The following is a 22899-nucleotide window of genomic DNA, read 5'->3' on the forward strand; positions in this document are numbered from 1 at the left end:
GTGTCAAAGCTACTGGCCCTATCGCCGGCAAGCCAGCTCCCACAGGTACTGCACACGCCTCGGGCATTGTGCGATCCATGTGGGAGCTGGCTTGCCGGCGATAGGGCCGGACCTGCCTATATCAATTACTGACCGGTATAGATCTGGTCAAAAACCCCACCATCATTGAAGTGGGTCTTTTGCACAGTGCGCCAGTCACCAAATGTTTTCTCCACCGACAGGAAGTCCACTTTCGGGAAGCGGTCAGTGTACTTGGCCAGTACAGTTGCATCACGCGGGCGCAGGTAGTTGTTGGCGGCGATCTCCTGGGCTTCTGGCGACCACAGGTACTTCAGGTATTCCTCGGCCACGGCCTGGGTACCTTTCTTCGCCACGACCTTGTCGACCACGCTGACAGGTGGCTCGGCTTCGGCCGACACGCTTGGGTAAACCACTTCGAACTGGTCGCGGCCGAACTCGCGGGCGATCATCTCGGCTTCGTTCTCGAAGGTGACCAGCACATCACCAATCTGGTTGGTCATGAAGGTGGTGGTGGCGGCACGGCCACCGGTGTCCAGCACCGGCGCCTGCTTGAACAGCTTGCCGACGAAATCGCGGGCCTTGGTTTCATCACCGCCTTGCTTGAGCACATAGCCCCAGGCCGACAGGTAGGTGTAGCGGCCGTTACCCGACGTTTTCGGGTTGGGCACGATCACTTGCACGCCGTCTTTCAGCAGGTCAGGCCAGTCTTTCAGGGCTTTCGGGTTGCCCTTGCGCACGATGAACACAGTGGCCGAGGTGAACGGCGCGCTGTTGTTCGGCAGGCGGGTTACCCAGTTGTCCGGTACCAGCTTGCCATTGTCGACCAGGGCGTTGATGTCGGTGGCCATGTTCATGGTGATGACATCGGCCGGCAGGCCATCGATCACTGCACGCGCCTGCTTGCTCGAACCGCCGAAGGACATCTGCACGTTGACCTTCTCTTTGTGCTCGGCTTCCCAGTGCTTCTGGAAGGCCGGGTTGTAGTCCTTGTAGAAGTCGCGCATCACGTCGTAGGAAACGTTCAGCAGGGTAGGGGCGGCCTGGGCGAGGTTGCCCAGGGCCAGGCCTGCGGCGAGCAGCGAGGCGGTGAAGAGTTTTTTCACGTTGCTTCCTTGTTCTTGAAGGTTATTGGGGCAGATTGCCAGCGACTATAGCGGGTGGGTTTGCGCGGGTTAAAGAACAAAAACGACTTTGGTTATGCTTCTGCCTGTGCCGGCCCTTTCGCGGGCTCGCCCGCTCCCACAGGGACCGCACACCGTTCAGCCTTGTGGTGATCCTGTGGGAGCGGGCGAGCCCGCGAAAGGGCCGGTACAGGCAGCATCATTGCTTGGGAAACAACCCATTCCCACACCGGGAACAGAACGCCGCCCCATGCTCATGGGTCTTCTTGTGGCAAGTCGGGCAGTCATGCTGCAACTGCTCCCCGCGCATGGCGTTGGCCAGTTCGGCAGTAAAGATGCCGGTCGGCACGGCAATGATCGAGTAACCGGTGATCATCACCAGCGACGACAGCACCTGCCCCAGCGGTGTCTTCGGCACGATGTCGCCAAAGCCCACGGTGGTGAGGGTGACGATGGCCCAGTAGATGCCCTTGGGGATGCTGGTAAAGCCGTGCTCCGGCCCTTCGATCACGTACATCAGCGTGCCGAATACGGTCACCAGGGTCGATACCGTCACCAGGAACACGATGATCTTCTGCTTGCTGCCGCGCAGCGCCTCCATCAGGTAATGCGCCTGCTTGAGGTACGGGCTGAGCTTGAGCACGCGGAAGATCCGCAGCATCCGTATCACCCGGATGATGAGCAGGTACTGGGCGTCGCTGTAGTACAACGCGATGATCCCCGGCACGATTGCCAGCAAGTCGACCAGGCCGTAGAAACTGAAGGCATAGCGCAAGGGTTTGGGCGAGCAGTACAGGCGGGTGATGTACTCGGCCAGGAAGATCGCGGTAAAGCCCCATTCGATGGCGGCCAGCACGCCGGAGTAGCTCTGGTGTACATCGTCGATGCTGTCGAGGATGACGGTGACCAGGCTGGCGAGAATGATCAGCAGCAGGATCTTGTCGAAGCGGCGGCCAGCTACGGTGTCGGTCTGGAAGACCATGATGTACAGGCGTTCGCGTACGGATTGCGCGGTGTGCATGGCTTGTGTTCCGAGTGCATAAGCAGCAAGCCTAGAAGGTCAGTCCCTAAGTCTGCAACAGGCGCAACTGGCAAAAGTGCCAGTTTTCGAGACGTCTGTGTAGGTCGCAATATGGTATCGGACGAAGGTAGGCGAGCGTGTGGTCATGAAGAATGCAGCTGAACAGCGGGGACTGGCGCAACAGGTGCTGTCGTATACAGCCTATGGGCATTTGCCGGCAATGGTGAACGCCGGGTTGGGGTTCAATGGCGAGTTGCGCGATAGTGTCATGCAGGCCTACGCGTTGGGCAATGGTCATCGCTTCTATCGCCCTGCGTTGATGCGGTTCCTAAGCCCGGATGCGTTGAGTCCGTTTGGTCGAGGCGGGGTGAACGCTTACTGTTACTGTGAGGGGGATCCGATAAACAATGTGGATCCATCTGGCCAGACGAAAAAAGTATTTGGCGCAGTAAAGTTGAACAAGGTGCCCCGCCAGCCCATCACCTCGCTTGAGGCTTTACCTAATGAGCTCATCAGCAGAATTGTCGATCACTTGCCCTTGGAAAACGTGCACAAGTTTGCTCAGACCTCCTCGCGAATGTACGACATCGCAATGGATGTTCCTCTGCGTCAGAGGCAGGCCTTCGATCAGATAATCGCTGAGCGTCCATTGTCGCGAGAGCAGATGGTCGAAGTTGCTCTTATCGCAAGCGGGGACGCCCCGCTTCCTTCACGGGTGCTGATCGGAGCAGGCATTGCTAGAAGTAATGTCGACCAGGCTCTCCGTAATCCTGATCAAGCTGTAACGCAGGCAAGCTTGATCAGGATTGATAATGACCGCAGAGCGCAACTGGTTGAGGCGGGGCGTGGCCCTTTGCCCTGGCCCTTCAACTGGATTTCTATCGAGTAGGCAAGGGCGTATTCAGTCTCTCAGTTGTATCTCAACGTTTCGCTGCTTGACCTGTCTTGGGTGAGTACCCAGATGCATCAGCCAGCAGGCGACCACGAACGGCGCGGTAAGTGCAGGCACTGGCAGCAGTTTGAACAGTGGTTGCAGCACCAGGGCCAGCATAATCGCCAGCAGCGTTACCCACGGCTTCTCACCTTGTCTACTGAAGGCCAGTGCCGCCAGTGCCGCATTGAAGCCATACAGGCCCAGCCATGCGGCTTGCGCCTGGTCAGCGAGCAGTGCCACACCGCCGCCGATGGCCGAGCCGATCACGGCCCACATCGCGGCATAGGGGCTGGCGATGAACATGCCGAGGATGATCAACAGGCCGGCCCAGGGGTTGTCGAGCAGAAAGATCTGACCGACGCCGCGCGCCAGGGCATACAGCGGATCGGCTTCGACAAAACCGTTGGGTGACGGGCTGGCGAGCATCAGCGTGCCCCAGCCCAGCAGCACGAACGGCGCCGTATAGGCAATCAGCAGCTTGCCGCCGCGCTTGCGCCACTGGTGGGTGATGATGCTGGACAGGCCGCCGGCAGCGATGATCAGTGGCGGCAGAATGGCCGACCAAGGCAGCACAGCGCTGATCAGCAGGCCGATGAGTACGCCGTTGTAGCAATACAGCCCTGCCTGGCGGTCGGCACGGTCGTAGCCGCGACGCTGGGCAGTGAGCAGGCCGGCCAGGGCGCCGAGCAGGGCGCCGCCGACCAGGTCGGGCGCGGTCAGCAGGATGGCCAGCAGGCAGCACAGGCCGCACAGGGGGTTGCGCAGCAGCAGCACCTGGCTGAAACCGTTGAGTAACGCCGTGGCCCAGTCGGGGCACGGGTTGACGAAATTTTTGGTGTACATGGGGCAGTCAGTGAGGTTGATGGGAGGGCGGTGGGCCTCTTTGGGCCTCGGGTTTCCGCAGGTCTGGTAGATCGGTGTACGGGGAGGGCTGCGCCCTCCATTCGCAGCACAAGGCTGCTCCTACATGGGGTCGCGTAGCCAGAGGGTCTCGCGGTGCTTTTGTAGGAGCGGCCTTGTGTCGCGATAGGGGCGCAAAGCGCCCCCGGCAATCTCAGATCAAAGTCTCGATCCGCAGCGTGTTAGTCGACCCTGGCTTGCCGAAAGGCACACCCGCAGTGATCAGCAGCGTGTCGCCACGGCTGGCCATGCCTTGCGCCTGGGCAATTTCCAGCGCCGTAGATACAACTTCATCGACCTGGCGCAGGCGGTCATTGACCACCGAGTGCACGCCCCAGGCCACGCTCAGGCGTCGAGCGGTGTTCAGGTTCGGCGTCAGGTTGAGGATCGGTGCCCGTGGCCGCTCGCGTGCAGCACGCAGGGTCGAAGCGCCCGACTCGCTGTAGTTGACCAGCACCGCCACCGGCAGGATGCCGCTGATGCGGCGGATGGCGCAGCTGATGGCGTCCGACACGGTAGCCTCGGCCTTTGGCCGGCCAACGTCGAGCTGGGCCTGGTAGTCCGGGCCGTTTTCCACCTGGCGGATGATCTTGCTCATCATCTGCACGGCTTCCAGCGGGTAGTCACCCGAGGCTGTCTCGGCCGACAACATCACAGCGTCCGCACCTTCGGCCACGGCGTTGGCCACGTCGGTGACTTCGGCACGGGTGGGTGCTGGCGAGAAACGCATCGATTCGAGCATCTGCGTGGCCACCACCACCGGTTTGCCCAGCTGGCGGCAGGTGTTGATGATGCGCTTCTGGATTTGCGGCACGCTTTCGGCCGGCACTTCCACGCCCAGGTCACCACGGGCCACCATGATCGCGTCTGCCAGTTCGGCGATGGCTTGCAGTTGTTCGACCGCCGAGGGTTTCTCGATCTTGGCCATCAGGTAGGCGCAGTCGCCGATCAGCTGGCGCGCTTCAACGATGTCCTCGGGGCGCTGTACAAACGACAGGGCTACCCAGTCCACACCCAGTTCCAGGCCAAAGGCCAGGTCGCGGCGGTCTTTTTCGGTGAGCGGGGAGAGGTCGAGCACCGCTTGCGGCACGTTGACGCCCTTGCGGTCGGACAGCTCGCCACCGTTCAGCACTTCGGTGTCGATGGCATCGCTGTGCTTGGCGGTGACGCGCAGGCGCAGCTTGCCGTCGTCCAGCAGCAGGTCCATGCCGGGCTCAAGGGCTGCGATGATTTCAGGGTGTGGCAGGTTGACCCGGCGGCTGTCGCCCGGGGCCTTGTCCAGGTCCAGGCGCAGGGCCTGGCCGCGTTGCAGCTGCACCTTGCCTTCAGCAAAACGGCCCACGCGCAGCTTCGGCCCTTGCAGGTCCATGAGGATGCCCAGCGGGTAGTTGAGTTGCTGCTCCACTTCGCGGATCCACTGGTAGCGCAGGGCGTGGTCAGCGTGTTCGCCGTGGCTGAAGTTGAGGCGGAAGATGTTCACGCCGGCTTCGACCAGTTGGCGGATGTCGTCGATGCCGTTGATCGCAGGGCCGAGGGTGGCGAGGATCTTTACTTTTTTATCAGGCGTCATGGTTGGGCAGTCTCGAGGATCAGGATGGCGCGGAAGTCGTTGACGTTGGTGCGGGTCGGCTCGGTGACGATCAGCGCATCCAGCGCGGCGAAATAGCCGTAGCCGTTGTTGTCGTCCAGCTCGTCGCTGGCCGACAGGCCCAGGGCTTCGGCGCGGGCGTAGCTGGCCGGGGTCATGAAGGCACCGGCGTTTTCTTCCGAGCCATCGATGCCGTCGGTGTCACCGGCCAGGGCATACACGCCCGGCAGGCCTTTCAGGCTTTCAGTGAGGCTGAGCAGGAACTCGGCGTTGCGCCCGCCACGGCCATTGCCGCGCACGGTCACGGTGGTTTCGCCGCCGGACAGGATCACGCAGGGCGCCTTCAATGGCTGGCCGTGCTGAACGATTTGCCGGGCGATACCGGCGTGTACCTTGGCCACTTCGCGCGATTCGCCTTCCAGGTCGCCGAGGATCAGCGGGCTGAAACCCGCCTGGCGGGCTTTGACTGCGGCGGCTTCGAGTGACTGCTGGGGTTTGGCGATGAGCTGGAAGTGGCTGCGGGCCAGGGCCGGGTCATCGGCCTTGACGGTTTCCGAGGCCGGGTTGTTCAGCCAGTCGATGACCGCTTTCGGCGCTTCGATGTTGTAGCGTTTCAGGATAGCCAGGGCATCAGCCGACGTGCTCGGGTCGGCCACGGTGGGGCCGGAAGCGATCACGGTTGCGAGGTCGCCTGGTACATCGGAAATGGCATAGGTGTAGACGGTGGCCGGCCAGCACGCCTTGGCCAGGCGGCCGCCCTTGATTGCCGAGAGGTGCTTGCGCACGCAGTTCATCTCGCCGATGGTGGCGCCGGATTTGAGCAGTGCCTTGTTGATATGCTGCTTGTCGGCCAGGGTCAGGCCTTCGGCCGGCAGCGCCAGCAGGGCGGAACCGCCACCAGACAGCAGGAAGATGACGCGGTCGTCTTCATTGAGGTTGCTGACCAGCTCCAGCACGCGCTTGGCGACGGCCAGGCCGGCGGCATCCGGGACCGGGTGGGCGGCTTCGACCACTTCGATTTTCTGGCAGTTGGCGCCGTGACCGTAACGGGTCACGACCAGGCCGGATACTTCGCCCTGCCAGCTTTTCTCGACCACTTCGGCCATGGCGGCTGCGGCCTTGCCGGCGCCGATGACGATGACCCGGCCGCTACGGTCGGCGGGCAGGTAGGGTTCGAGGACTTGGCGGGGGTGGGCGGCAGCGATGGCTGTGTCGAACAGCTCGCGGAGAATTTTTTGCGGATCGACCGACATGGCAGGCTCCCAATTATTGTTGTTCTGCAGAATCAAAAACGCCCCTGGAACTGCCTCCGTGCAGGCCGAACCAGGGGCGGGTGTTGCTCGGTGCCACCGCTGAACCTGTGGTCGCAGGTTCAGCGGTGTTGGCTTCTTCGCGGCGGTTCGACGCCTCGATGAACCCGCTCCCACAGGAGTTTCGCTGCCCAAAGGCCTTGCGCAGTACCTGTGGGAGCGGGTTTACCCGCGAATAGGCCGGTATAGGTTACTTGTCGCCGCGGATCGAGAAGTTGGCCATGTGCTCCAGGCCTTTGATCAGCGCCGAGTGGTCCCAGTTGCCGCCACCCAGGGCCTGGCAGGTGTTGAATACTTGCTGGGCGTTGGAGGTGTTGGGCAGGTTGATGCCCAGTTCCTTGGCGCCTTGCAGGGCCAGGCTCAGGTCTTTCTGGTGCAGGTTGATGCGGAAGCCTGGGTCGAAGGTGCCCTTGATCATGCGCTCGGCGTGCACTTCGAGGATTTTCGACGAAGCAAAGCCGCCCATCAGTGCTTCACGCACCTTGGCCGGGTCGGCGCCGTTCTTGGCGGCGAACAGCAGTGCTTCGCTGACGGCCTGGATGTTCAGGGCGACGATGATCTGGTTGGCGACCTTGGCGGTCTGGCCGTCACCGTTGCCACCCACGCGGGTGATGTTCTTGCCCATGGCTTCGAACAGCGGCAGGGCGCGCTCGAAGGCTTTCGGGCAGCCACCGACCATGATGCTCAGGGTCGCGGCCTTGGCGCCGACTTCACCACCGGACACCGGTGCGTCCAGGTAGGCTGCGCCGGTTGCCTTGATTTTTTCGGCGAACACTTTGGTGGCGGTAGGGGAGATCGAGCTCATGTCGATCACCACCTTGTTCGGGCCCACGCCTTCGGCCACGCCGTTTTCACCGAACAGTACGCTTTCAACCTGCGGGGTGTCCGGCACCATGACGATGATGAACTCGGCTTCCTGGGCAACCTCTTTCGGGTTGGCCAGGGCCACTGCACCGGCGGCGATCAGGTCGGCTGGCGCGGCGTCGTGGTGGGTGGAAACGAACAGGCTGTGACCTGCTTTTTGCAGGTTTTGGGCCATGGGCTTGCCCATGATGCCGGTGCCGATGAAACCGATTTTAGCCATGAGAATGTGCCTCTTTGTATTTGTGATGTCTCAAGCAAGCCGCGGCCCCTGTGGGAGCGGGCATGCCCGCGAAACAGGCGACTCGGTGGATGGCACCGGCTATGCCGGTGTTCGCGGGCATGCCCGCTCCCACAGGGTTTTGTGTTTCACAGGGGGTTAGCGCCCAACCGTTCAAATTGCGTTATGGGTCTTCAGCCAGCCCAGGCCTGCTTCGGTGGTGGTCTTGGGCTTGTATTCCGCGCCGACCCAGCCCTGGTAGCCAATGCGGTCCAGGTGCTCGAACAGGAAGCGGTAGTTGATCTCGCCAGTACCCGGCTCGTTACGGCCGGGGTTGTCGGCCAGCTGGATGTGGTTGATCAGCTGCAGGTTGGTTTCCATGGTGCGCGCCAGGTCACCTTCCATGATCTGCATGTGGTAGATGTCGTACTGCAGGAACAGGTTGTCACTGCCCACCTCGGCCTGGATTTCCAGGGCCTGCTGGGTGGTGTTCAGGTAAAAGCCCGGGATGTCACGGGTGTTGATCATTTCCATGACCAGGCGAATACCGGCGGCCTTGAGCTTGTCGGCAGCGTAGCGCAGGTTCTCGACGAAGGTCTTGCGCACGGTGGCGCAGTCCGGGCCTTGTGGGCGGATACCGGCCAGGGCGTTGACCTGGGTATTGCCCAGCACCTTGGCGTATTCGATGGCCTTGTCGACACCGGCACGGAATTCTTCGATGCGGTCGGGGTGGCAGGTGATACCGCGCTCACCTTTGGCCCAGTCGCCAGCAGGCAGGTTGAACAGCACCTGGGTCAGGCCGTTGGCTTCCAGCTGCTGTTTGATTTCGGCAGCGCTGAAGTCGTACGGGAACAGGTATTCGACACCACTGAAACCAGCGTCGGCGGCAGCCTTGAAGCGGGCCAGGAAGTCCTGTTCGGTGAACAGCATGGACAGGTTGGCAGCGAAGCGAGGCATGAGTTGTCTCCTTGCGATGAAGGCCCCCAGGGCGTGCCTGGGGGCGTCAGGCGATCAGTCCAGCATCGAGATGGCGGTTGGCGCGTCGTTGCCGACCAGCGCCAGGTCTTCGAACTCGTTGACCGCGTTGATCTCGGTGCCCATGGAAATGTTGGTCACACGCTCGAGAATCACTTCGACCACGACCGGTACCCGGAACTCTTCGGCCATTTTCTGTGCCTTGAGCAGGGCAGGGGCGATCTCGGCCGGTTCGAACACGCGAATGGCCTTGCAGCCCAGGCCTTCGACCACTGCAACGTGGTCGACACCGTAGGTGGCGGCGTCGGTCGAGTTGATGTTCTCGAACGCCAGTTGTACACAGTAATCCATGTCGAAGCCACGCTGCGCCTGACGGATCAGGCCCAGGTAGGCGTTGTTCACCAGCACGTGAACGTACGGCAGGTTGAACTGCGCGCCCACTGCCAGCTCTTCGATCATGAACTGGAAGTCGTAGTCACCCGACAGCGCGACAACCTTGCGTTTCGGGTCTGCTTTCACAACACCCAGTGCGGCAGGGATGGTCCAGCCCAGCGGGCCGGCCTGGCCGCAGTTGATCCAGTGGCGTGGCTTGTACACGTGCAGGAACTGCGCGCCGGCAATCTGCGACAGGCCGATGGTGCTGACGTAGGTGGTGTCCTTGCCGAATACCTGGTTCATCTCTTCGTACACGCGCTGCGGCTTGACCGGCACGTTGTCGAAGTGGGTCTTGCGCTGCAGGGTGGCCTTGCGCTCCTGGCAGTCTTGCAGCCAGGCCTTGCGGCACTTCAGCTTGCCAGCGGCTTTCCACTCGCGGGCCACTTCCAGGAACACGTCCAGTGCGTTGCCGGCGTCGGAAACGATACCCAGGTCCGGGGTGAATACGCGGCCGATCTGGGTCGGTTCGATGTCCACGTGCACGAATTTGCGCCCTTCGGTGTAGACGTCGACGGAACCGGTGTGGCGGTTGGCCCAACGGTTACCGATACCGAACACCAGGTCGGATTTCAGCAGGGTGGCGTTGCCGTAGCGGTGCGACGTCTGCAGGCCGACCATGCCGACCATTTGTGCGTGGTCGTCCGGGATGGTGCCCCAGCCCATCAGGGTCGGGATTACCGGTACGCCGGTCAGTTCGGCGAACTCGACCAGTTTGTCGCTGGCGTCGGCGTTGATGATGCCGCCACCGGCTACCAGCAGTGGGCGCTCGGCGTCGTTCAGCAGGGCCAGGGCTTTTTCAGCCTGTACGCGAGTGGCGGACGGTTTGTTGATGGCCAGCGGCTCGTAGGCATCGATGTCGAATTCGATTTCGGCCATCTGCACGTCGAACGGCAGGTCGATCAGTACCGGGCCTGGGCGGCCGCTGCGCATTTCGAAGAAGGCCTTCTGGAAGGCGTAAGGCACCTGGCCCGGCTCCAGAACGGTGGTCGCCCACTTGGTCACCGGCTTGACGATGCTGGTGATGTCGACGGCCTGGAAGTCTTCTTTATGCAGGCGTGCACGCGGGGCCTGGCCGGTGATGCACAGAATCGGGATGGAGTCGGCCGAGGCGCTGTACAGGCCGGTGACCATGTCGGTGCCGGCTGGGCCGGAAGTGCCGATGCACACGCCGATGTTGCCCGGATTGGCACGGGTGTAGCCCTCGGCCATGTGCGAGGCACCTTCGACGTGGCGAGCGAGGACGTGATCGATGCCACCGACTTTCTTCAGGGCCGAGTACAACGGGTTGATGGCAGCCCCTGGAATGCCGAACGCGGTATCTACACCTTCACGGCGCATGACCAGAACGGCTGCATCGATTGCTCTCATTTTGCTCATGGGTTGTGCCTCATCGATTTTGTAATTGTATACAACTTGCTTTGCGACAGAGTGTATTCACGGCTGGCGGCTTAGGTCAATGGGTTTTCATCGGGTGGGCCAGGTTTCGTCAGAGCGGCCATGAAAACGGCTATTTGCGCCATCGCATACGATCGTTTCAAAATATTGTATACAAAAATACCTTTCGTTGTGTTCTATTTGCCCTATCGGTTTTCAACTGCCCTTAGGGCTTCTCACAACAAGAAGAGGACCTTTCCATGAACGTCTTGAACCTGAAAGTCGCTGTCAGCCTGGTCAATGCCGCACTGGCAGCGGGCCGCAAGATCAATGCCGCGCCACTGACCGTGGCGGTGCTGGATGCCGGCGGGCACCTGCTGGCGCTGCAGCGTGAGGATGGCGCCAGCCTGATCCGCCCTGAAGTGGCCACTGGCAAAGCCTGGGGGGCGATTGCCCTGGGCAAGGGCTCGCGCTTGCTGGCGCTGGATGCGCAGCAGCGTCCGGCGTTTTTTGCCGCGTTGAACGGGATGGGTGAACGGCCGGTGGTGCCGGCACCGGGGGGAGTGCTGATTCGTGATCAGGACGGCAAGGTGCTGGGTGCGGTGGGGATCAGCGGCGATACGTCGGATATCGACGAGCAGTGTGCGATCAGTGCGATCGAGCATGTGGGGTTGCGGGCAGATGCCGGGGTAGCAGCCTAAATCTCTATTGCCTGTTCTGGCCCAATCGCCGGCAAGCCAGCTCCCACAGGTACAGCACAGTGTTCAAGAACTGTGGTGTACCTGTGGGAGCTGGCTTGCCGGCGATTGGGCTGCAAAGCAGCCCCATTGGCCCTGTCAGGCTGCCTCAGGCTCACAGCCTTTCAATACCATGCGAATGATGGTCTCCGCCGCCGCGTCATAATCGCTGTCGGCCAGCTTCGCCTTACCCGTCACCGCAGAAATCTGCCAGTCGAAGTCGGCATACGTCTGGGTCGCCGCCCAGATGCTGAACATCAGGTGGTGCGCGTCCACATGGGCGATCTGCCCGCGGTCGATCCAGCGCTGGATGCACTCGATGTTGTGCCGGGCCTGCTCGTTCAGCTGCTCCACCTGGTTCGGCGACAGGTGCGGGGCGCCGTGCATGATCTCGCTGGCGAATACCTTGGAGGCGTGCGGCAGGTCGCGCGAAATGCGGATCTTCGAACGAATGTAAGAACTCAGCACTTCCCTGGGGTCACCGTCGGCATTGAACGGCGTGGATGCCTGCATGATCGGCGCGATGATGCTTTCCAGGACCTCGCGGTAGAGGTTGTCCTTGGACTTGAAGTAGTAATACACGTTTGGCTTGGGCAGGCCGGCCTTGGCCGCGATATCGCTGGTCTTGGTGGCGGCGAAGCCCTTGTCGGCGAATTCCTCGCTGGCCGCGCGCAGGATCAGTTCCTTGTTGCGCTCGCGAATGGTGCTCATGGTCAGGGATCTTCCTCGTGTCTGGCCACCTCTATGAGGGATCGGGCATGGTAGCACCGGGCTTGACGGGCGCTCAAGGCAGCGACTTTCGGCTAGACTCCGGCACATTCATTTCAGTGGAAACAGGCAAACATGGCAGGAAGCAGTCTACTGGTACTGATCGACGACATCGCCACGCTGCTGGACGACGTCTCGCTCATGACCAAAGTCGCGGCGAAGAAGACTGCGGGTGTGCTGGGTGACGACCTGGCGCTGAATGCCCAGCAGGTGACCGGCGTGCGCGCCGAGCGCGAAATCCCCGTGGTGTGGGCGGTGGCCAAGGGGTCGTTCGTCAACAAGGCCATCCTGGTGCCGGCGGCGCTGCTGATCAGCGCATTCATTCCGTGGGCGGTTACGCCGTTGTTGATGATCGGTGGCGCTTACCTGTGCTTTGAAGGCTTCGAGAAGCTGGCGCACAAGTTCTTGCACAGCAAGGAAGAGGACGACGCGCAGCGCAATGCCCGAAAGGCAGCCGTGGCTGACGCCAATGTCGACCTGGTGGCGTTCGAGAAGGCCAAGATCAAAGGCGCGGTGCGTACCGACTTCATCCTGTCGGCAGAAATCATCGCCATCACCCTGGGTACCGTGGCCGATGCGCCGCTTACCCAGCAGATCATCGTGCTGTCGGGCATCGCCATCGTCATGACCATCGGCGTTTACGGGCTGGTGGCCGGCATCGTCAAGCTTGATGACCTGGGGTTGTGGATGACCCAAAAGGCCTCGAGCCTGGCCCAGGCCGTCGGCAACGGCATCCTGCGTGCTGCGCCGTACATGATGAAGAGCCTGTCGGTGATCGGCACGGCGGCGATGTTTCTGGTCGGTGGCGGTATTCTGGTGCATGGCATCGAGCCGCTGCATCACGCCATCGAGGCGTTCAGCGAGGGGCGCGGGGGCGCGCTGACCGGGGCGCTGCTCAACGGCGTGGCCGGGGTGGTAGCCGGTGCCGTGGTGCTGGCGGTGGTGGCGGTTGCCGGCAAATTGTGGCGGGCAGTCCGGCCTGCCACATAAGGTTGCATGGCCGGGGCTCTGCCCCGGTTCGCGGGCTTGCCCGCTCCCACAAGTACAGCGCAAACCTCAGGACCAGCACTGACCCTGTGGGAGCGGGCAAGCCCGCGAACACCGGCGAAGCCGGTGCCATCCACACAGTTTATTTACTGTTCGGCCACCGCACCTTGATCCTGTGGCTTCCAGGCCAGCAGCCCTTTGCTGAAGTCGTTGGCGGCACTCTGGTAGTAGGCGATAGCCCGGCGGACCAGCGGGTTGTCGGTGCCGGCAGCCATTTCCCGGCTGTTGCCCAAGGCGTCCTGGTGCACGCGCATGGCGCCGCGTGGGCTGAGGATCGCCAGGTCCTTGCCGTCGAACAGCCCCAGGTGCTGGTAGTTGCCGATCAGTACCCGTGGCGGCAAGCTATCCTCGCGCAGCAGGTCGCGGCCGAAGAAGGTCGAGGTGTAGCTCAGGTTGAGCAAGCCGAGCAAGGTCGGTGCAAGGTCGATCTGGCTGGCCAGTTGCGCGTCCTCGCGGGGGGCGATCAGCTTGGGCGCATAGATCCACAGCGGAATCTGGTAGTTGCTTACCGGCAAGTCTTCCACGCCGGCGCTACCGGCGGTGTGGTCGGCGACGAAGACGAACAGGGTGTTGTCGAACCACGGCTTGCCCTTGGCCTCGCGCAGGAACTGGGCGATGGCATGGTCGGTGTACTTCACCGCGCCTTCGCGGCCGTCGCCGGACGGGATGTCGATTCGGCCGTCCGGGTAGGTATAAGGGCGGTGGTTGGACGTGGTCATCAGCTGCAGCAGGAACGGCTGCTGCTTGGCATGGTCGGCATCGGCCAGTTTCAGGGCTTGCCGATACAGGTCTTCATCGGCCATGCCCCAGGCGTTCTTGAAGCTGATTTCGCTTTCATCCACGCTGCTCTGGTCGACGATGCGGTAGCCGTTGCCGCTGAAGAAGGCATTCATGTTGTCGAAGTAGCCGCGCCCACCGTAGACGAACACGGGGTCATAGCCGACTGCGGCCAGTTGCTGGCCGAGGCTGCCGTAGCCGCTTTCACGGCCAATGCGTTTGACAATGGAGCGCCCCGGCGTTGGCGGGATCGACAGGGTGATGGCCTCCAGGCCGCGATCAGTACGGGTGCCTGTGGCGTAGAAGTTGTTGAAGTACAGGCTCTCGCGGCGCAGGGCATCCAGGTTGGGCGTAAGGTTGCGCGGGTCGCCGTTGCTGCCCATGTACTTGGCACTGAAGCTTTCGATGGTGACCAGGATGATGTTCGGTTTGCGTGGCGTGCCGTCGGCGCTGATGTGGCGGCGAATATCTTCGGGCTCGCTGGCCTGGAACCGGGCGTTGGGCTCGGCCAGCTCCTGATGCATCTGCGCACCGGCTTCTGCCGATTCAAGGCTGGCATAGAACTGGGTGTAATCGAGTTCGTTGTTACGGAACGCGGCAAAGAACTGGTATGGGCCGTTGCTGGCCAGTTCGCGCTGGTAAGCGTTACCGCCCTGACCGCGGGGGAACTGCTGGTCGACCAGTAGCACACTCAGGCCACCCAGAAGCGCCAGCACGGCAAGGCCGCCAAGGCGCTGGCGCAGGGTCGCGCCCGGTGCTGCCAGCGCGTGTGCCAGGGGCTTGCGCAAGACCAGGGCAAGCAGCACGGCGACGACGGCGATGCTGCCCAGCAGGGTTGGCAGGGGGTAGGACTCGCGGATGTTGTCCAGCACTTCCTTGGAGTACACCAGGTAGTCGACCGCGATGAAGTTGAAGCGCACGCCGAATTCGTCCCAGAACAGCCACTCGGCCACCGCGACAAACAACATCACGAAGAGGCTGACGACCAGTACCCCGCCCATCAGCCGGCGATGCCAGCGTGTGCGCCACAAAGCTCTCGGGCACACGGCCAGGTACAGCCCCAGCGGCAGGGCGGCGTAGGTGAGGAAGCTCAGGTCGTACAGGGCACCACTGAAGAATAACGAGAGATAGTCGCCATGAACTTCATCCAGATGGGTAGCCAGTAATACCAGGCGGGTCAGCAGGAAGATGCCAAACCACAGTGAGCAAACTAACAGAAGATACCGCCATGGGGCGGCGAGGGGCGTGCGCATTAAGTAGGCCTGTTTTCTTTTTTTTGAGTGCAAGAAGAAAAGCATGCTAGAGGGTGAAGTGCAAAAATTTTGTCAAAATTTCGCAGTGTTCGGGTAGAAGGACTGGGCCTATAGTCAGCACGTTATTTTTCCCACAGGTAAGGAGGAGGACTCCATGTTTGGAAATGTGTTGACTTACGATGTGTACCACCTGGCGCTTTACCTGGCTACGGCCATGGCCTGGGGCGCGCTGGGCCTGTGGCTGCTGCTGCAAGGGGTGGGGATCGAGGCGTTGTATAAGTGCTGTGCAGTGTTCGGCCTGGCGTTGACGATCAGCAGTATCATGTTGGTGCTGGATATATTGCGAGTGCTGGAACACTGGCAGGTAGAGGCGGGTCTTTTACTGTTTGGCATGTTGTTACCTTGTATAGTCGCTCTGACTTTCAAGGCAGGTTTTATTGTAAGTAAGATTGAGCTGAATAAGTTGTAGGAAATTACTTACATGATGTGCGTCGAACTACACGTAACGGCGCGTTGAAAAGTCAACGCGCTGTCACGTTTCAGCGCATCAGAAGTGCACTTTTACCAGGAAGCTCATGGTGTTCTGGTCAGTCGTAAAGGCATCGCTGTCCTTGATGCCGTACTTGTTCTTCCAGTAGTCGTATTCCACACCCACGTACAACTGCTTCTCGCCCAGGTGCAGGGCCTTGCCCAGGTCATACTTGATCTGCGGGTTGAAGTGCAGGTTGGCGTGGTAGGTACCGCGACGGTTCTCGTCGTTGTCCACCACCCAGTCCATGAAGCCGTCGATCAGCACGTCGGAATCACCCACCGGGATGGTGTAGGACCACACCGGGGTGATCTGCCACACGTTGTCGCCAGCACGGCTGCCGTCGGTGGTGCGCTGGTAGAAGTTCAGCTGGAAGTAGTCGAAGCCGGGGATGGCCAGGTCGAAGCCCGGGCCGATCAGGTACGACTCGGTGTCACCCTCGCCAAACTCGTAGGTCATCGCCAGCAGCACGTCCTTGACCGGGCCGAACTCGACCTTCTGGTCGAAGATCTTGTTGAACGACAGGCGTGGGCTGATCTCACCGTAATAGGTATTCGGGCCATTGCCGGCGTCTTTCTGGCCTTGGTAGAAGATCTTGTCGACGAAGATGAAGTTGTCGCCGTACTTCCAGCCATCGGCGTGCTCGAACGTGACGGTTTGCTGGATCGCCGGGTTGACCTTGAAGTTCTTGCCCCACAGGTAGGTCAGGCTGTTGTTTTGCCATTGCAGCAGGTCGTCGGCGTAGGTGGTGCCACAGGCCAGCAGGCCGCCGGCGAGGATCAGGCTGTTGATGGTACGCATTGCGAGTGTCGCTCCCTTGATTGATCTGTTGTCAGCGCTCGGTATTGGCGCCTTTTTGTTGTCTTGCGAGTCAGCTTTTTTCGATAGGCCACAGCTGTTTGGCAAGGGTTGAGCCAACTTTTCCGGGTTGGCAAAACCTTCCTGCTCGACTTCGTTCTGAACGGATGAAAAGGGTCTTTCAGGCTGGCAACACGTTGGCCAACCGCCCGTATTCATTGACTGAGCGGTCAGTAAACGCAGGCAGAATCCGTTCTGCCCTGATCGAGGGGGCGCGCAGATTACTGGCTTGCGCGCCGCGCCTCAAGTGCTCCGTCCTGGAGCGGGGTGATTCAAACTTGTGCGTTTGGTCAGTTTCTTAGAAATGCACTTTGATCAGGGCGCTGGCGACGCTCTGGTTGCTGTCCAGGTTGCCGCGGCTGTCGATGCCGTATTTGTCCTTCCAGTAGCTGTACTCAAAGCCCACGTACAGCTGCTTGGCGCCCAGGTTCAGCGCCTTGCCCAAGTCGTATTTGACCTGCGGGTTGAAGTGCAGGTTGGCGTGATAGGTGCCACGGCGGGTCTGGTCGTTGTCGGTGACCCAGTCCATGTAACCGTCGATCAGAATGTCAGACCTGCCCACGGGGATGGTGTACGACCAGCCCGGGGTGATCTGCCAGACGTTGTCACCGGGGCGGCTGCCCTCGGTGTTGCGCACGTAGAAGTTGAGGGTGAAATAGTTGAAGCCGGGGATGTCCAGGTCAAAGCCGGGGCCGATCAGATAGGCTGCGTTGTCGCCTTCGCCACGCTCGTAGGTCATGGCCAGCAGCACGTCCTTGATCGGGCCGAAGGCAAGCTTCTGGTCGAAGATTTTGCCGAACGACAGGCGCGGGCTGAACTCGCCATAGTAGGTGGTCACGCCTTTGCCGGGGTCGGCCTTGCCGTTGTAGAAGATCTTGTCGACGAACATGAAGGTGTCGCCGTACTTCCATTTGTTGGCGTGCTCGAACGTGATGGTCTGCTGGATATCAGGGTTGACCTTGAAGTCCTTGCCATACAGGTAGGTCAGGCTTTCGCCGTGCCATTGCAGCCATTCGCCTGCATGCGAGGGTAGGGTGGCCAGCAGGCTGCTGCCCAACAACAGGGACGTGGTGATGCGCTTCATGTTGTGATTCCCGGACTTATTGTTTTTGTTGGCGGTTTTTTTGGCGCGCAAGCGCCCCGGGCGACCCATTCCGGCGGGTCGACGGCGTAGCGGTTACTGCAGATGTGGGTGAGGGGCGGCATAGCGCCGCCCCTTTTGGCTCAATGCTGGTGACAGGCGTCGTTGTGCACCGCGCGGTCGGCGCCACCGAGGATGTTGAACAGCACGTTCAACACCAGGGCACTGACCGTGGCCATGGCGATACCACTGTGGGTGATGGGTTCCATCCACTGCGGCATCTGGGCAAAGAACTCCGGACGCACCACGGGGATCAGCCCGAAGCCGACGCTCACCGCCACCAGCAACTGGTTGCGGCGGTCGCCGATGTCCGCCTCCTGAAGAATCTTGATCCCGGTGGCGGTGACCATGCCGAACATGGCAATGGACGCGCCCCCCAGTACCGCAGGCGGGATCGAGGCAATCAGGAAGGCCGCCTTTGGCAGCAGGCTGAGCAGGATCAGCAGTGCACCGGCCACGATGGTGACAAAGCGGCAGCGCACCCCGGTCATCTGTACCAGGCCGATGTTCTGGGCGAACGAGGAGTGGGTAAAGGTGTTGAAGAAGCCGGCAATGAACGATGCACCGGCATCGCACAGCAGGCCACGACGCAGCATCCCCGGCGTGACTTCGCGATCAGTCACCTTGCCCAGGGCCAGGAACATGCCGGTGGACTCGACGAAGATGATCACCACCACCAGGCACATGGACAGGATCGGCGCCAGGCTGAAGGTCGGCATGCCGAAGTGCAGTGGGGTTACCACCTGCAACCACGGCGCGTCTTTCAGGCCAGACAGGTCGACCATGCCAATGGAACCGGCCAGGATGTAGCCAAGGCCCATGCCCACCAGTACCGACACGTTGACCCAGAAGCCGCGCATGAAGCGGTTGATCAACAGGATGACCGCCAGCACCAGGCCGGCCACCAGCAGGTAGATCGGCGAGCCGAAGGTTTCCGCTTCATGCCCTCCACCGGCCCAGTTGACTGCCACCGGGAACAGCGACAGGCCAATCGAGGTGATCACCGTACCGGTGACCAGCGGCGGGAAGAAGCGGACGACCTTGGACATGAACGGCGCGATCAGCATGCCGAAGAACCCGGCGGCGATGGTCGCGCCGAAGATCCCCTGCAGGCCCACGCCGGGCATGCCGGCCATGGCAACCATGCTGCCGACGGCAGCGAAACTGGCACCCATCATCACCGGCATGCGGATGCCCACCGGGCCGATACCGAACGACTGGATGATGGTGGCGACGCCAGCGACCAGCAGGTCGGCGTTGATCAGGAAAGCGACTTCTTCACGGGACAACCCAGCAGCCTGGCCAATGATCAACGGCACGGCAATCGCGCCACCGTACATCAGCAGAACGTGTTGCAGGCCAACCAGGATCAGTTGGAACAAGGGCAGAGGCTCTCGCGGCGGCGCAATGGGGATGTACGCCTTGCGTGACTCGGACATGCAGCACCTCGAGTTTTGTTTTTATTCTCGGATCCAAGCGTTGGGTACAAGCGGCAGTTTCTCGATGAAGAGAGCCTGTGGTTCCCGCTTGCAGTTGAACGCTCGATGCTTGCTTGTTGCGTATGTCTTGAAACAGAGGCCGGGAGTGCCGGCCTCTTCGCGGGTGAACCCGCTCCCACAGGGAACGGTTTCGGCCCGACTGGTTTGTCAGTTGACCTGGGCGCCTTTGGCGATCCAGTCGCCGACGAGCTTGCGCTCTTCGGTGGTCATCTGGGTGATGTTGCCCAGTGGCATGATCTGGCTGGCGACCGCTTGCGCCTGAATGCGCGCGGCCTGGGCCTGGATCTGCTGCGGGGTGTCGAACATCACGCCGGCAGGGGCGGCGCTGAACAGTGGGCTGGTCGGCTTGGACGAGTGGCACACGGTGCAGCGTTCCTGGATGACATTGTGGATCTTGTCGAAGTCGCCACCACCGGCCTGGGCAGCGGCCTGGGCCGGTGCTTGCGCAGGTGCAGCCGGCGCTTCGGCAGCCTTGGCGGCGTCCTCGGCGCGCTGCTCGGCAGCGGTCTTGCCACCGACGGCGGTCGCAGGCAGCGGCTGGTACTCGACCTTGGCTGCGGCTTGCTCAGGGCTTACGGCCATCGGTTTCGGGCCGGTGACGTAGGCCAGGCAGATCATCGCCAGGGCGCCGACGGGCAGGGTCCAGGCGTACTTGTTGCTGTCGTGGCGGGTGTTGAAGTAGTGGCGGATCAGAACCGCGGCTACTGCGATACCGGCCAGGATCAGCCAGTTGTACTGGCTACCGTAGGTGCTCGGGAAATGGTTGCTGATCATGATGAACAGCACCGGCAGGGTGAAGTAGTTGTTGTGGCGCGAGCGCAGCAGGCCCTTGGCCGGCAGTACCGGGTCGGGCGTCTGGTTGTTCTCGATCGCCGCCACCAGCTGGCGCTGGGCCGGCATGATGATGCGGAACACGTTACCGACCATGATGGTGCCGATGATCGCGCCGGTGTGCAGGTATGCACCACGGCCGCTGAACACCAGGCTGAAGCCCCAGCAGGCGGCGATGATCAGCACGAACAGTACACCGCCGAGCAGCGCTGGCTTCTTGCCCAGGGGCGAGTCGCACAGGAAGTCGTAGATGAACCAGCCGGCGATCAGCGAGCCGATACCGATGGCCACGCCTTCGGCACCGCTCAGGGTGCTGCCAGGGGCCAGCAGGTACAGCGCCGGGTTCCAGTAGAACACCACGCACAGCAGGGCGATACCGGACATCCAGGTGAAGTAGGCTTCCCATTTGAACCAGTGCAGGTTCTCGGGCATTTTCGGGGGTGCGAGCTTGTATTTCTCCAGGTGGTAGATACCACCGCCGTGAATTGCCCAGAGATCACCCGACAACCCATCGCGCGGGTTGCTTCGGTTCAGGTGGTTCTCCAGCCAGACGAAGTAGAACGATGCACCGATCCAGGCGACACCGGTGATCATGTGAACCCAGCGAATGCTCAGGTTCAGCCATTCGTGAAGGTGTGCTTCCACAGTATGTACCTCTGCCGATCACCTAGCGATGATCGACCTTTTCTTATTGGTGGGGATTGAGGATCAGCATCTGTTCCTCGGTGAAGTAATGCTCATCGCAGTTGTTGCCAGAACCACTGCGATCAACCACCAGGAAATCATCCCGCTTTTCGATCGTGAGCACCGGGTGGTGCCAAACGCCGCGATGGTAATTGATGCCCTGCCTGCCATTACTGCGGAAGGCGCGGACCAAGCCTGATACAGGTGCATCGCCAACGGGCGCGACCACGATCAGAAAGGGGTTGCCGAGCAGCGGGATGAAAGCCTGGCTGCCCAGCGGATGGCGTTCCAGCATGCGTACGGTCAGCGGCATGTCCAGCGCGTCGGCGCGGAAGATGCTGATGATCGCCTTGTCTTCGGGCTCGGCGGTCTCGACCGTGGCGAGCTTGTGGAAGCGCATGGTCGAGCCGTTGTTGATCATGAAGTGGTCGCTGCCGTCGGTTTCGATCACGTCTCCGAACTGGGCGAAGGCTTCTTTGGTCAGGGGCTCGATCATCAGGGTGCGCATGCGGGTCTCTCTTATATGTTCGTTGTACTGAAATAGGTTCGGCTGTCGCTTACAACTGCAGCAGGCGGAACAGGGCGATCAGGTTGATCTGCGCCAGGGCTTCCTTGAATTCGGCATCGGCATCGTTGTGGATGCGTTTTTCAAAGGCGGCGAGGATCTGGTGCCGGTTGCTGCCCTTCACCGCCATGATGAACGGGAACTGGAACTTGGCCTTGTAGGCATCGTTCAGTTCGGTGAAGCGGGCGAACTCTTCGGCGGTGCACTGGTGGATGCCAGCGCCAGCCTGCTCGTTGGTGCTCGATTCGGTCAGCTCGCCCTGGACGGCGGCTTTGCCGGCGAGGTCCGGGTGAGCGTTGATCAGTGCCAACTGGTCGGCGTGGTTGGCGCTGAGCAGGATGTCGCTCATGCGCTGGTGCAGCGCCTCGATCTCGTCCAGCTCGCCCAATTGGCCCAGGTCATAGGCTTTTTCGGCCACCCACGGCGAGTGCTCGTAGATGTCGGCGAAAGCCTTGACGAAGGCGTCGCGGCCCAGGGCGGAAGGCTTGAGGGTGTTGAAGGCGGTCATCAGGCGTTCTCTTTCTTGTACGGGTGGGTGGCGTGCCAGTGGCGGGCGATGTCCGCACGACGGGCGAACCAGACCTGTTCATGGCTCTTGGCGTAGTCGACGAAGCGCTTCAGCGCGGCCAGGCGCGCCGGGCGGCCGACCAGGCGGCAGTGCAGGCCGATGGAGAGCATCTTCGGTGCTTCGGCGCCTTCGGCGTACAGCACGTCGAACGCGTCCTTCAGGTACTGGAAGAACTGCTCGCCGCAGTTGAAACCCTGTACCTGGGTGAAGCGCATGTCGTTGGTGTCCAGGGTGTAGGGGATCACCAGGTGCGGCTTGCCGGTGGGGTTGTTCGGCTCCCAGTAGGGCAGGTCGTCGTCGTAGGTGTCGCTGTCGTACAGGAAACCACCTTCTTCCATCACCAGGCGGCGGGTGTTCGGGCCGGTGCGGCCGGTGTACCAGCCCACCGGGCGCTCGCCGGTAAGTTCGGTGAGGATGCGGATGGCTTCGAGCATGTGCTCGCGCTCCTGGGCCTCGTCCATGTTCTGGTAGTCGATCCAGCGGTAGCCGTGGCTGCAGATCTCATGGCCGGCTTCGGCCATGGCGCGGATCACGTCGGGGTGGCGCTGGGCGGCCATGGCCACGGCGAAGACGGTCAACGGCACGCCGCTGTCCTTGAACAGCTTCAGCAAGCGCCACACGCCAGCACGGCTGCCGTATTCGTACAGCGACTCCATGCTCATGTTGCGCTGGCCCTGCAGCGGCTGGGCAGCGACCATCTCGGACAGGAAGGCTTCGGACTCTTTGTCACCGTGCAGGATGTTGCGTTCGCCACCTTCCTCGTAATTGAGGACGAAAGACAGCGCGATGCGAGCGTTGCCCGGCCATTGCGGGTGAGGAGGGTTGTTGCCGTAACCGATCAGGTCGCGAGGGTAGTCAGCGCTCACTGCAGTCTTCCTTCTT

General features: G+C 61.6%; 21 protein-coding genes. 4 read left to right on the top strand and 17 right to left on the bottom strand.

Annotated features, from left to right (window positions below; genetic code table 11):
- Positions 1–125 precede the first annotated feature (125 nt).
- Together ABOC32_RS11470 and ABOC32_RS11475 are read right to left on the bottom strand one after the other, a co-directional pair.
- Positions 126–1124, bottom strand: a complete 999-nt coding sequence (locus ABOC32_RS11470; protein WP_132845361.1) for a sulfate ABC transporter substrate-binding protein — start codon at positions 1122–1124, stop codon at positions 126–128.
- A gap of 217 nt (positions 1125–1341) precedes the next feature.
- Entirely contained in the window at positions 1342–2163 is an 822-nt protein-coding gene (locus ABOC32_RS11475; RefSeq protein ID WP_426811088.1) for an ion transporter, read from the bottom strand.
- A gap of 145 nt (positions 2164–2308) precedes the next feature.
- Here ABOC32_RS11475 and ABOC32_RS11480 point away from each other — a divergent pair, with 145 nt between their 5' ends.
- Positions 2309–3052 carry an RHS repeat-associated core domain-containing protein gene (locus tag ABOC32_RS11480; RefSeq protein WP_426811089.1) on the top strand — a complete coding sequence of 248 codons (744 nt, stop codon included), beginning with the start codon at positions 2309–2311 and terminating at the stop codon, positions 3050–3052.
- Positions 3053–3064: 12 nt separating this feature from the next.
- Here the strand turns inward: ABOC32_RS11480 and ABOC32_RS11485 are convergent, their stop codons facing one another.
- The 6 genes from ABOC32_RS11485 to gcl form a co-directional block, all read right to left on the bottom strand.
- A complete protein-coding gene (locus ABOC32_RS11485) occupies positions 3065–3940 on the bottom strand; it encodes an urea transporter (RefSeq protein ID WP_426811090.1) in 876 nt (291 codons plus the stop codon).
- A 211-nt stretch (positions 3941–4151) separates the two neighbouring features.
- Positions 4152–5567, bottom strand: a complete 1416-nt coding sequence (pyk, locus tag ABOC32_RS11490; RefSeq protein ID WP_426811091.1) for a pyruvate kinase — start codon at positions 5565–5567, stop codon at positions 4152–4154.
- Complete coding sequence (locus tag ABOC32_RS11495; RefSeq protein WP_426811092.1) at positions 5564–6838, bottom strand: glycerate kinase type-2 family protein; 1275 nt, start codon at positions 6836–6838, stop codon at positions 5564–5566. The genes pyk and ABOC32_RS11495 overlap by 4 nt, the downstream gene beginning before the upstream one ends.
- 247 nt (positions 6839–7085) lie before the next feature.
- Entirely contained in the window at positions 7086–7979 is an 894-nt protein-coding gene (locus tag ABOC32_RS11500) for a 2-hydroxy-3-oxopropionate reductase (RefSeq protein WP_086974384.1), read from the bottom strand.
- A gap of 171 nt (positions 7980–8150) precedes the next feature.
- Positions 8151–8933, bottom strand: a complete 783-nt coding sequence (gene hyi / locus ABOC32_RS11505) for a hydroxypyruvate isomerase (RefSeq protein WP_049273327.1) — start codon at positions 8931–8933, stop codon at positions 8151–8153.
- A 54-nt stretch (positions 8934–8987) separates the two neighbouring features.
- Positions 8988–10763: a glyoxylate carboligase gene (gene gcl, locus ABOC32_RS11510; RefSeq protein ID WP_426811093.1), complete on the bottom strand. Its 1776-nt coding sequence runs from the start codon at positions 10761–10763 to the stop codon at positions 8988–8990.
- A gap of 257 nt (positions 10764–11020) precedes the next feature.
- On the opposite strand from gcl, the gene ABOC32_RS11515 reads away from it, so the two are divergent.
- Complete coding sequence (locus ABOC32_RS11515; protein ID WP_426811094.1) at positions 11021–11461, top strand: GlcG/HbpS family heme-binding protein; 441 nt, start codon at positions 11021–11023, stop codon at positions 11459–11461.
- A gap of 135 nt (positions 11462–11596) precedes the next feature.
- On the opposite strand, the gene ABOC32_RS11520 is transcribed toward ABOC32_RS11515, so the two are convergent.
- Positions 11597–12208 (bottom strand): TetR/AcrR family transcriptional regulator, encoded by a 612-nt coding sequence (locus ABOC32_RS11520; protein WP_426811095.1) that lies wholly within the window; start codon positions 12206–12208, stop codon positions 11597–11599.
- Positions 12209–12340: 132 nt separating this feature from the next.
- Here ABOC32_RS11520 and ABOC32_RS11525 point away from each other — a divergent pair, with 132 nt between their 5' ends.
- Positions 12341–13255: a DUF808 domain-containing protein gene (locus ABOC32_RS11525; RefSeq protein ID WP_426811096.1), complete on the top strand. Its 915-nt coding sequence runs from the start codon at positions 12341–12343 to the stop codon at positions 13253–13255.
- A 143-nt stretch (positions 13256–13398) separates the two neighbouring features.
- Here the strand turns inward: ABOC32_RS11525 and ABOC32_RS11530 are convergent, their stop codons facing one another.
- Positions 13399–15342, bottom strand: coding sequence for an LTA synthase family protein (locus tag ABOC32_RS11530; RefSeq protein WP_426811097.1), 1944 nt, complete (start codon positions 15340–15342; stop codon positions 13399–13401).
- Positions 15343–15496: 154 nt separating this feature from the next.
- Between ABOC32_RS11530 and ABOC32_RS11535 the strand changes: the two genes are divergently transcribed.
- Positions 15497–15811, top strand: coding sequence for a hypothetical protein (locus ABOC32_RS11535; RefSeq protein WP_426811098.1), 315 nt, complete (start codon positions 15497–15499; stop codon positions 15809–15811).
- A 78-nt stretch (positions 15812–15889) separates the two neighbouring features.
- On the opposite strand, the gene ABOC32_RS11540 is transcribed toward ABOC32_RS11535, so the two are convergent.
- The 7 genes from ABOC32_RS11540 to puuE all read right to left on the bottom strand — a co-directional run bounded on the left by ABOC32_RS11540 (position 15890) and on the right by puuE (position 22883).
- Positions 15890–16672 (bottom strand): outer membrane protein OmpK, encoded by a 783-nt coding sequence (locus ABOC32_RS11540; RefSeq protein WP_426811099.1) that lies wholly within the window; start codon positions 16670–16672, stop codon positions 15890–15892.
- 355 nt (positions 16673–17027) lie between these two features.
- Positions 17028–17813, bottom strand: a complete 786-nt coding sequence (locus tag ABOC32_RS11545; protein WP_426811100.1) for an outer membrane protein OmpK — start codon at positions 17811–17813, stop codon at positions 17028–17030.
- A 140-nt stretch (positions 17814–17953) separates the two neighbouring features.
- A complete protein-coding gene (locus ABOC32_RS11550; protein WP_012273436.1) occupies positions 17954–19309 on the bottom strand; it encodes a nucleobase:cation symporter-2 family protein in 1356 nt (451 codons plus the stop codon).
- A 207-nt stretch (positions 19310–19516) separates the two neighbouring features.
- Positions 19517–20845: a urate hydroxylase PuuD gene (locus tag ABOC32_RS11555; RefSeq protein ID WP_016488366.1), complete on the bottom strand. Its 1329-nt coding sequence runs from the start codon at positions 20843–20845 to the stop codon at positions 19517–19519.
- 43 nt (positions 20846–20888) lie between these two features.
- On the bottom strand, positions 20889–21392 hold the full coding sequence (locus tag ABOC32_RS11560) for an ureidoglycolate lyase (protein WP_016488365.1): 504 nt from the start codon (positions 21390–21392) through the stop codon (positions 20889–20891).
- Positions 21393–21441: 49 nt separating this feature from the next.
- Positions 21442–21957, bottom strand: coding sequence for a 2-oxo-4-hydroxy-4-carboxy-5-ureidoimidazoline decarboxylase (gene uraD, locus ABOC32_RS11565; protein ID WP_234226763.1), 516 nt, complete (start codon positions 21955–21957; stop codon positions 21442–21444).
- Positions 21957–22883 carry an allantoinase PuuE gene (gene puuE / locus ABOC32_RS11570; RefSeq protein ID WP_426811101.1) on the bottom strand — a complete coding sequence of 309 codons (927 nt, stop codon included), beginning with the start codon at positions 22881–22883 and terminating at the stop codon, positions 21957–21959. The genes uraD and puuE overlap by 1 nt, the downstream gene beginning before the upstream one ends.
- Between the last annotated feature and the right edge of the window lie 16 nt (positions 22884–22899).

It is taken from the genome of Pseudomonas sp. WOUb67 (genome assembly GCF_050058005.1).
In the GTDB taxonomy this organism is placed as follows: Bacteria; Pseudomonadota; Gammaproteobacteria; order Pseudomonadales; family Pseudomonadaceae; genus Aquipseudomonas; species Aquipseudomonas putida_R.

Excerpts from the sequence above, each read along its gene's own strand:
- ABOC32_RS11475 (WP_426811088.1), bottom strand. The coding sequence starts at position 2,163 with ATGCACACCGCGCAATCCGTACGCGAACGCCTGTACATCATGGTCTTC.
- ABOC32_RS11480 (WP_426811089.1), top strand. The coding sequence starts at position 2,309 with ATGAAGAATGCAGCTGAACAGCGGGGACTGGCGCAACAGGTGCTGTCG.
- ABOC32_RS11485 (WP_426811090.1), bottom strand. The coding sequence starts at position 3,940 with ATGTACACCAAAAATTTCGTCAACCCGTGCCCCGACTGGGCCACGGCG.
- pyk (WP_426811091.1), bottom strand. The coding sequence starts at position 5,567 with ATGACGCCTGATAAAAAAGTAAAGATCCTCGCCACCCTCGGCCCTGCG.
- ABOC32_RS11495 (WP_426811092.1), bottom strand. The coding sequence starts at position 6,838 with ATGTCGGTCGATCCGCAAAAAATTCTCCGCGAGCTGTTCGACACAGCC.
- ABOC32_RS11500 (WP_086974384.1), bottom strand. The coding sequence starts at position 7,979 with ATGGCTAAAATCGGTTTCATCGGCACCGGCATCATGGGCAAGCCCATG.
- hyi (WP_049273327.1), bottom strand. The coding sequence starts at position 8,933 with ATGCCTCGCTTCGCTGCCAACCTGTCCATGCTGTTCACCGAACAGGAC.
- gcl (WP_426811093.1), bottom strand. The coding sequence starts at position 10,763 with ATGAGCAAAATGAGAGCAATCGATGCAGCCGTTCTGGTCATGCGCCGT.
- ABOC32_RS11515 (WP_426811094.1), top strand. The coding sequence starts at position 11,021 with ATGAACGTCTTGAACCTGAAAGTCGCTGTCAGCCTGGTCAATGCCGCA.
- ABOC32_RS11520 (WP_426811095.1), bottom strand. The coding sequence starts at position 12,208 with ATGAGCACCATTCGCGAGCGCAACAAGGAACTGATCCTGCGCGCGGCC.
- ABOC32_RS11525 (WP_426811096.1), top strand. The coding sequence starts at position 12,341 with ATGGCAGGAAGCAGTCTACTGGTACTGATCGACGACATCGCCACGCTG.
- ABOC32_RS11530 (WP_426811097.1), bottom strand. The coding sequence starts at position 15,342 with ATGCGCACGCCCCTCGCCGCCCCATGGCGGTATCTTCTGTTAGTTTGC.
- ABOC32_RS11535 (WP_426811098.1), top strand. The coding sequence starts at position 15,497 with ATGTTTGGAAATGTGTTGACTTACGATGTGTACCACCTGGCGCTTTAC.
- ABOC32_RS11540 (WP_426811099.1), bottom strand. The coding sequence starts at position 16,672 with ATGCGTACCATCAACAGCCTGATCCTCGCCGGCGGCCTGCTGGCCTGT.
- ABOC32_RS11545 (WP_426811100.1), bottom strand. The coding sequence starts at position 17,813 with ATGAAGCGCATCACCACGTCCCTGTTGTTGGGCAGCAGCCTGCTGGCC.
- ABOC32_RS11550 (WP_012273436.1), bottom strand. The coding sequence starts at position 19,309 with ATGTCCGAGTCACGCAAGGCGTACATCCCCATTGCGCCGCCGCGAGAG.
- ABOC32_RS11560 (WP_016488365.1), bottom strand. The coding sequence starts at position 21,392 with ATGCGCACCCTGATGATCGAGCCCCTGACCAAAGAAGCCTTCGCCCAG.
- uraD (WP_234226763.1), bottom strand. The coding sequence starts at position 21,957 with ATGACCGCCTTCAACACCCTCAAGCCTTCCGCCCTGGGCCGCGACGCC.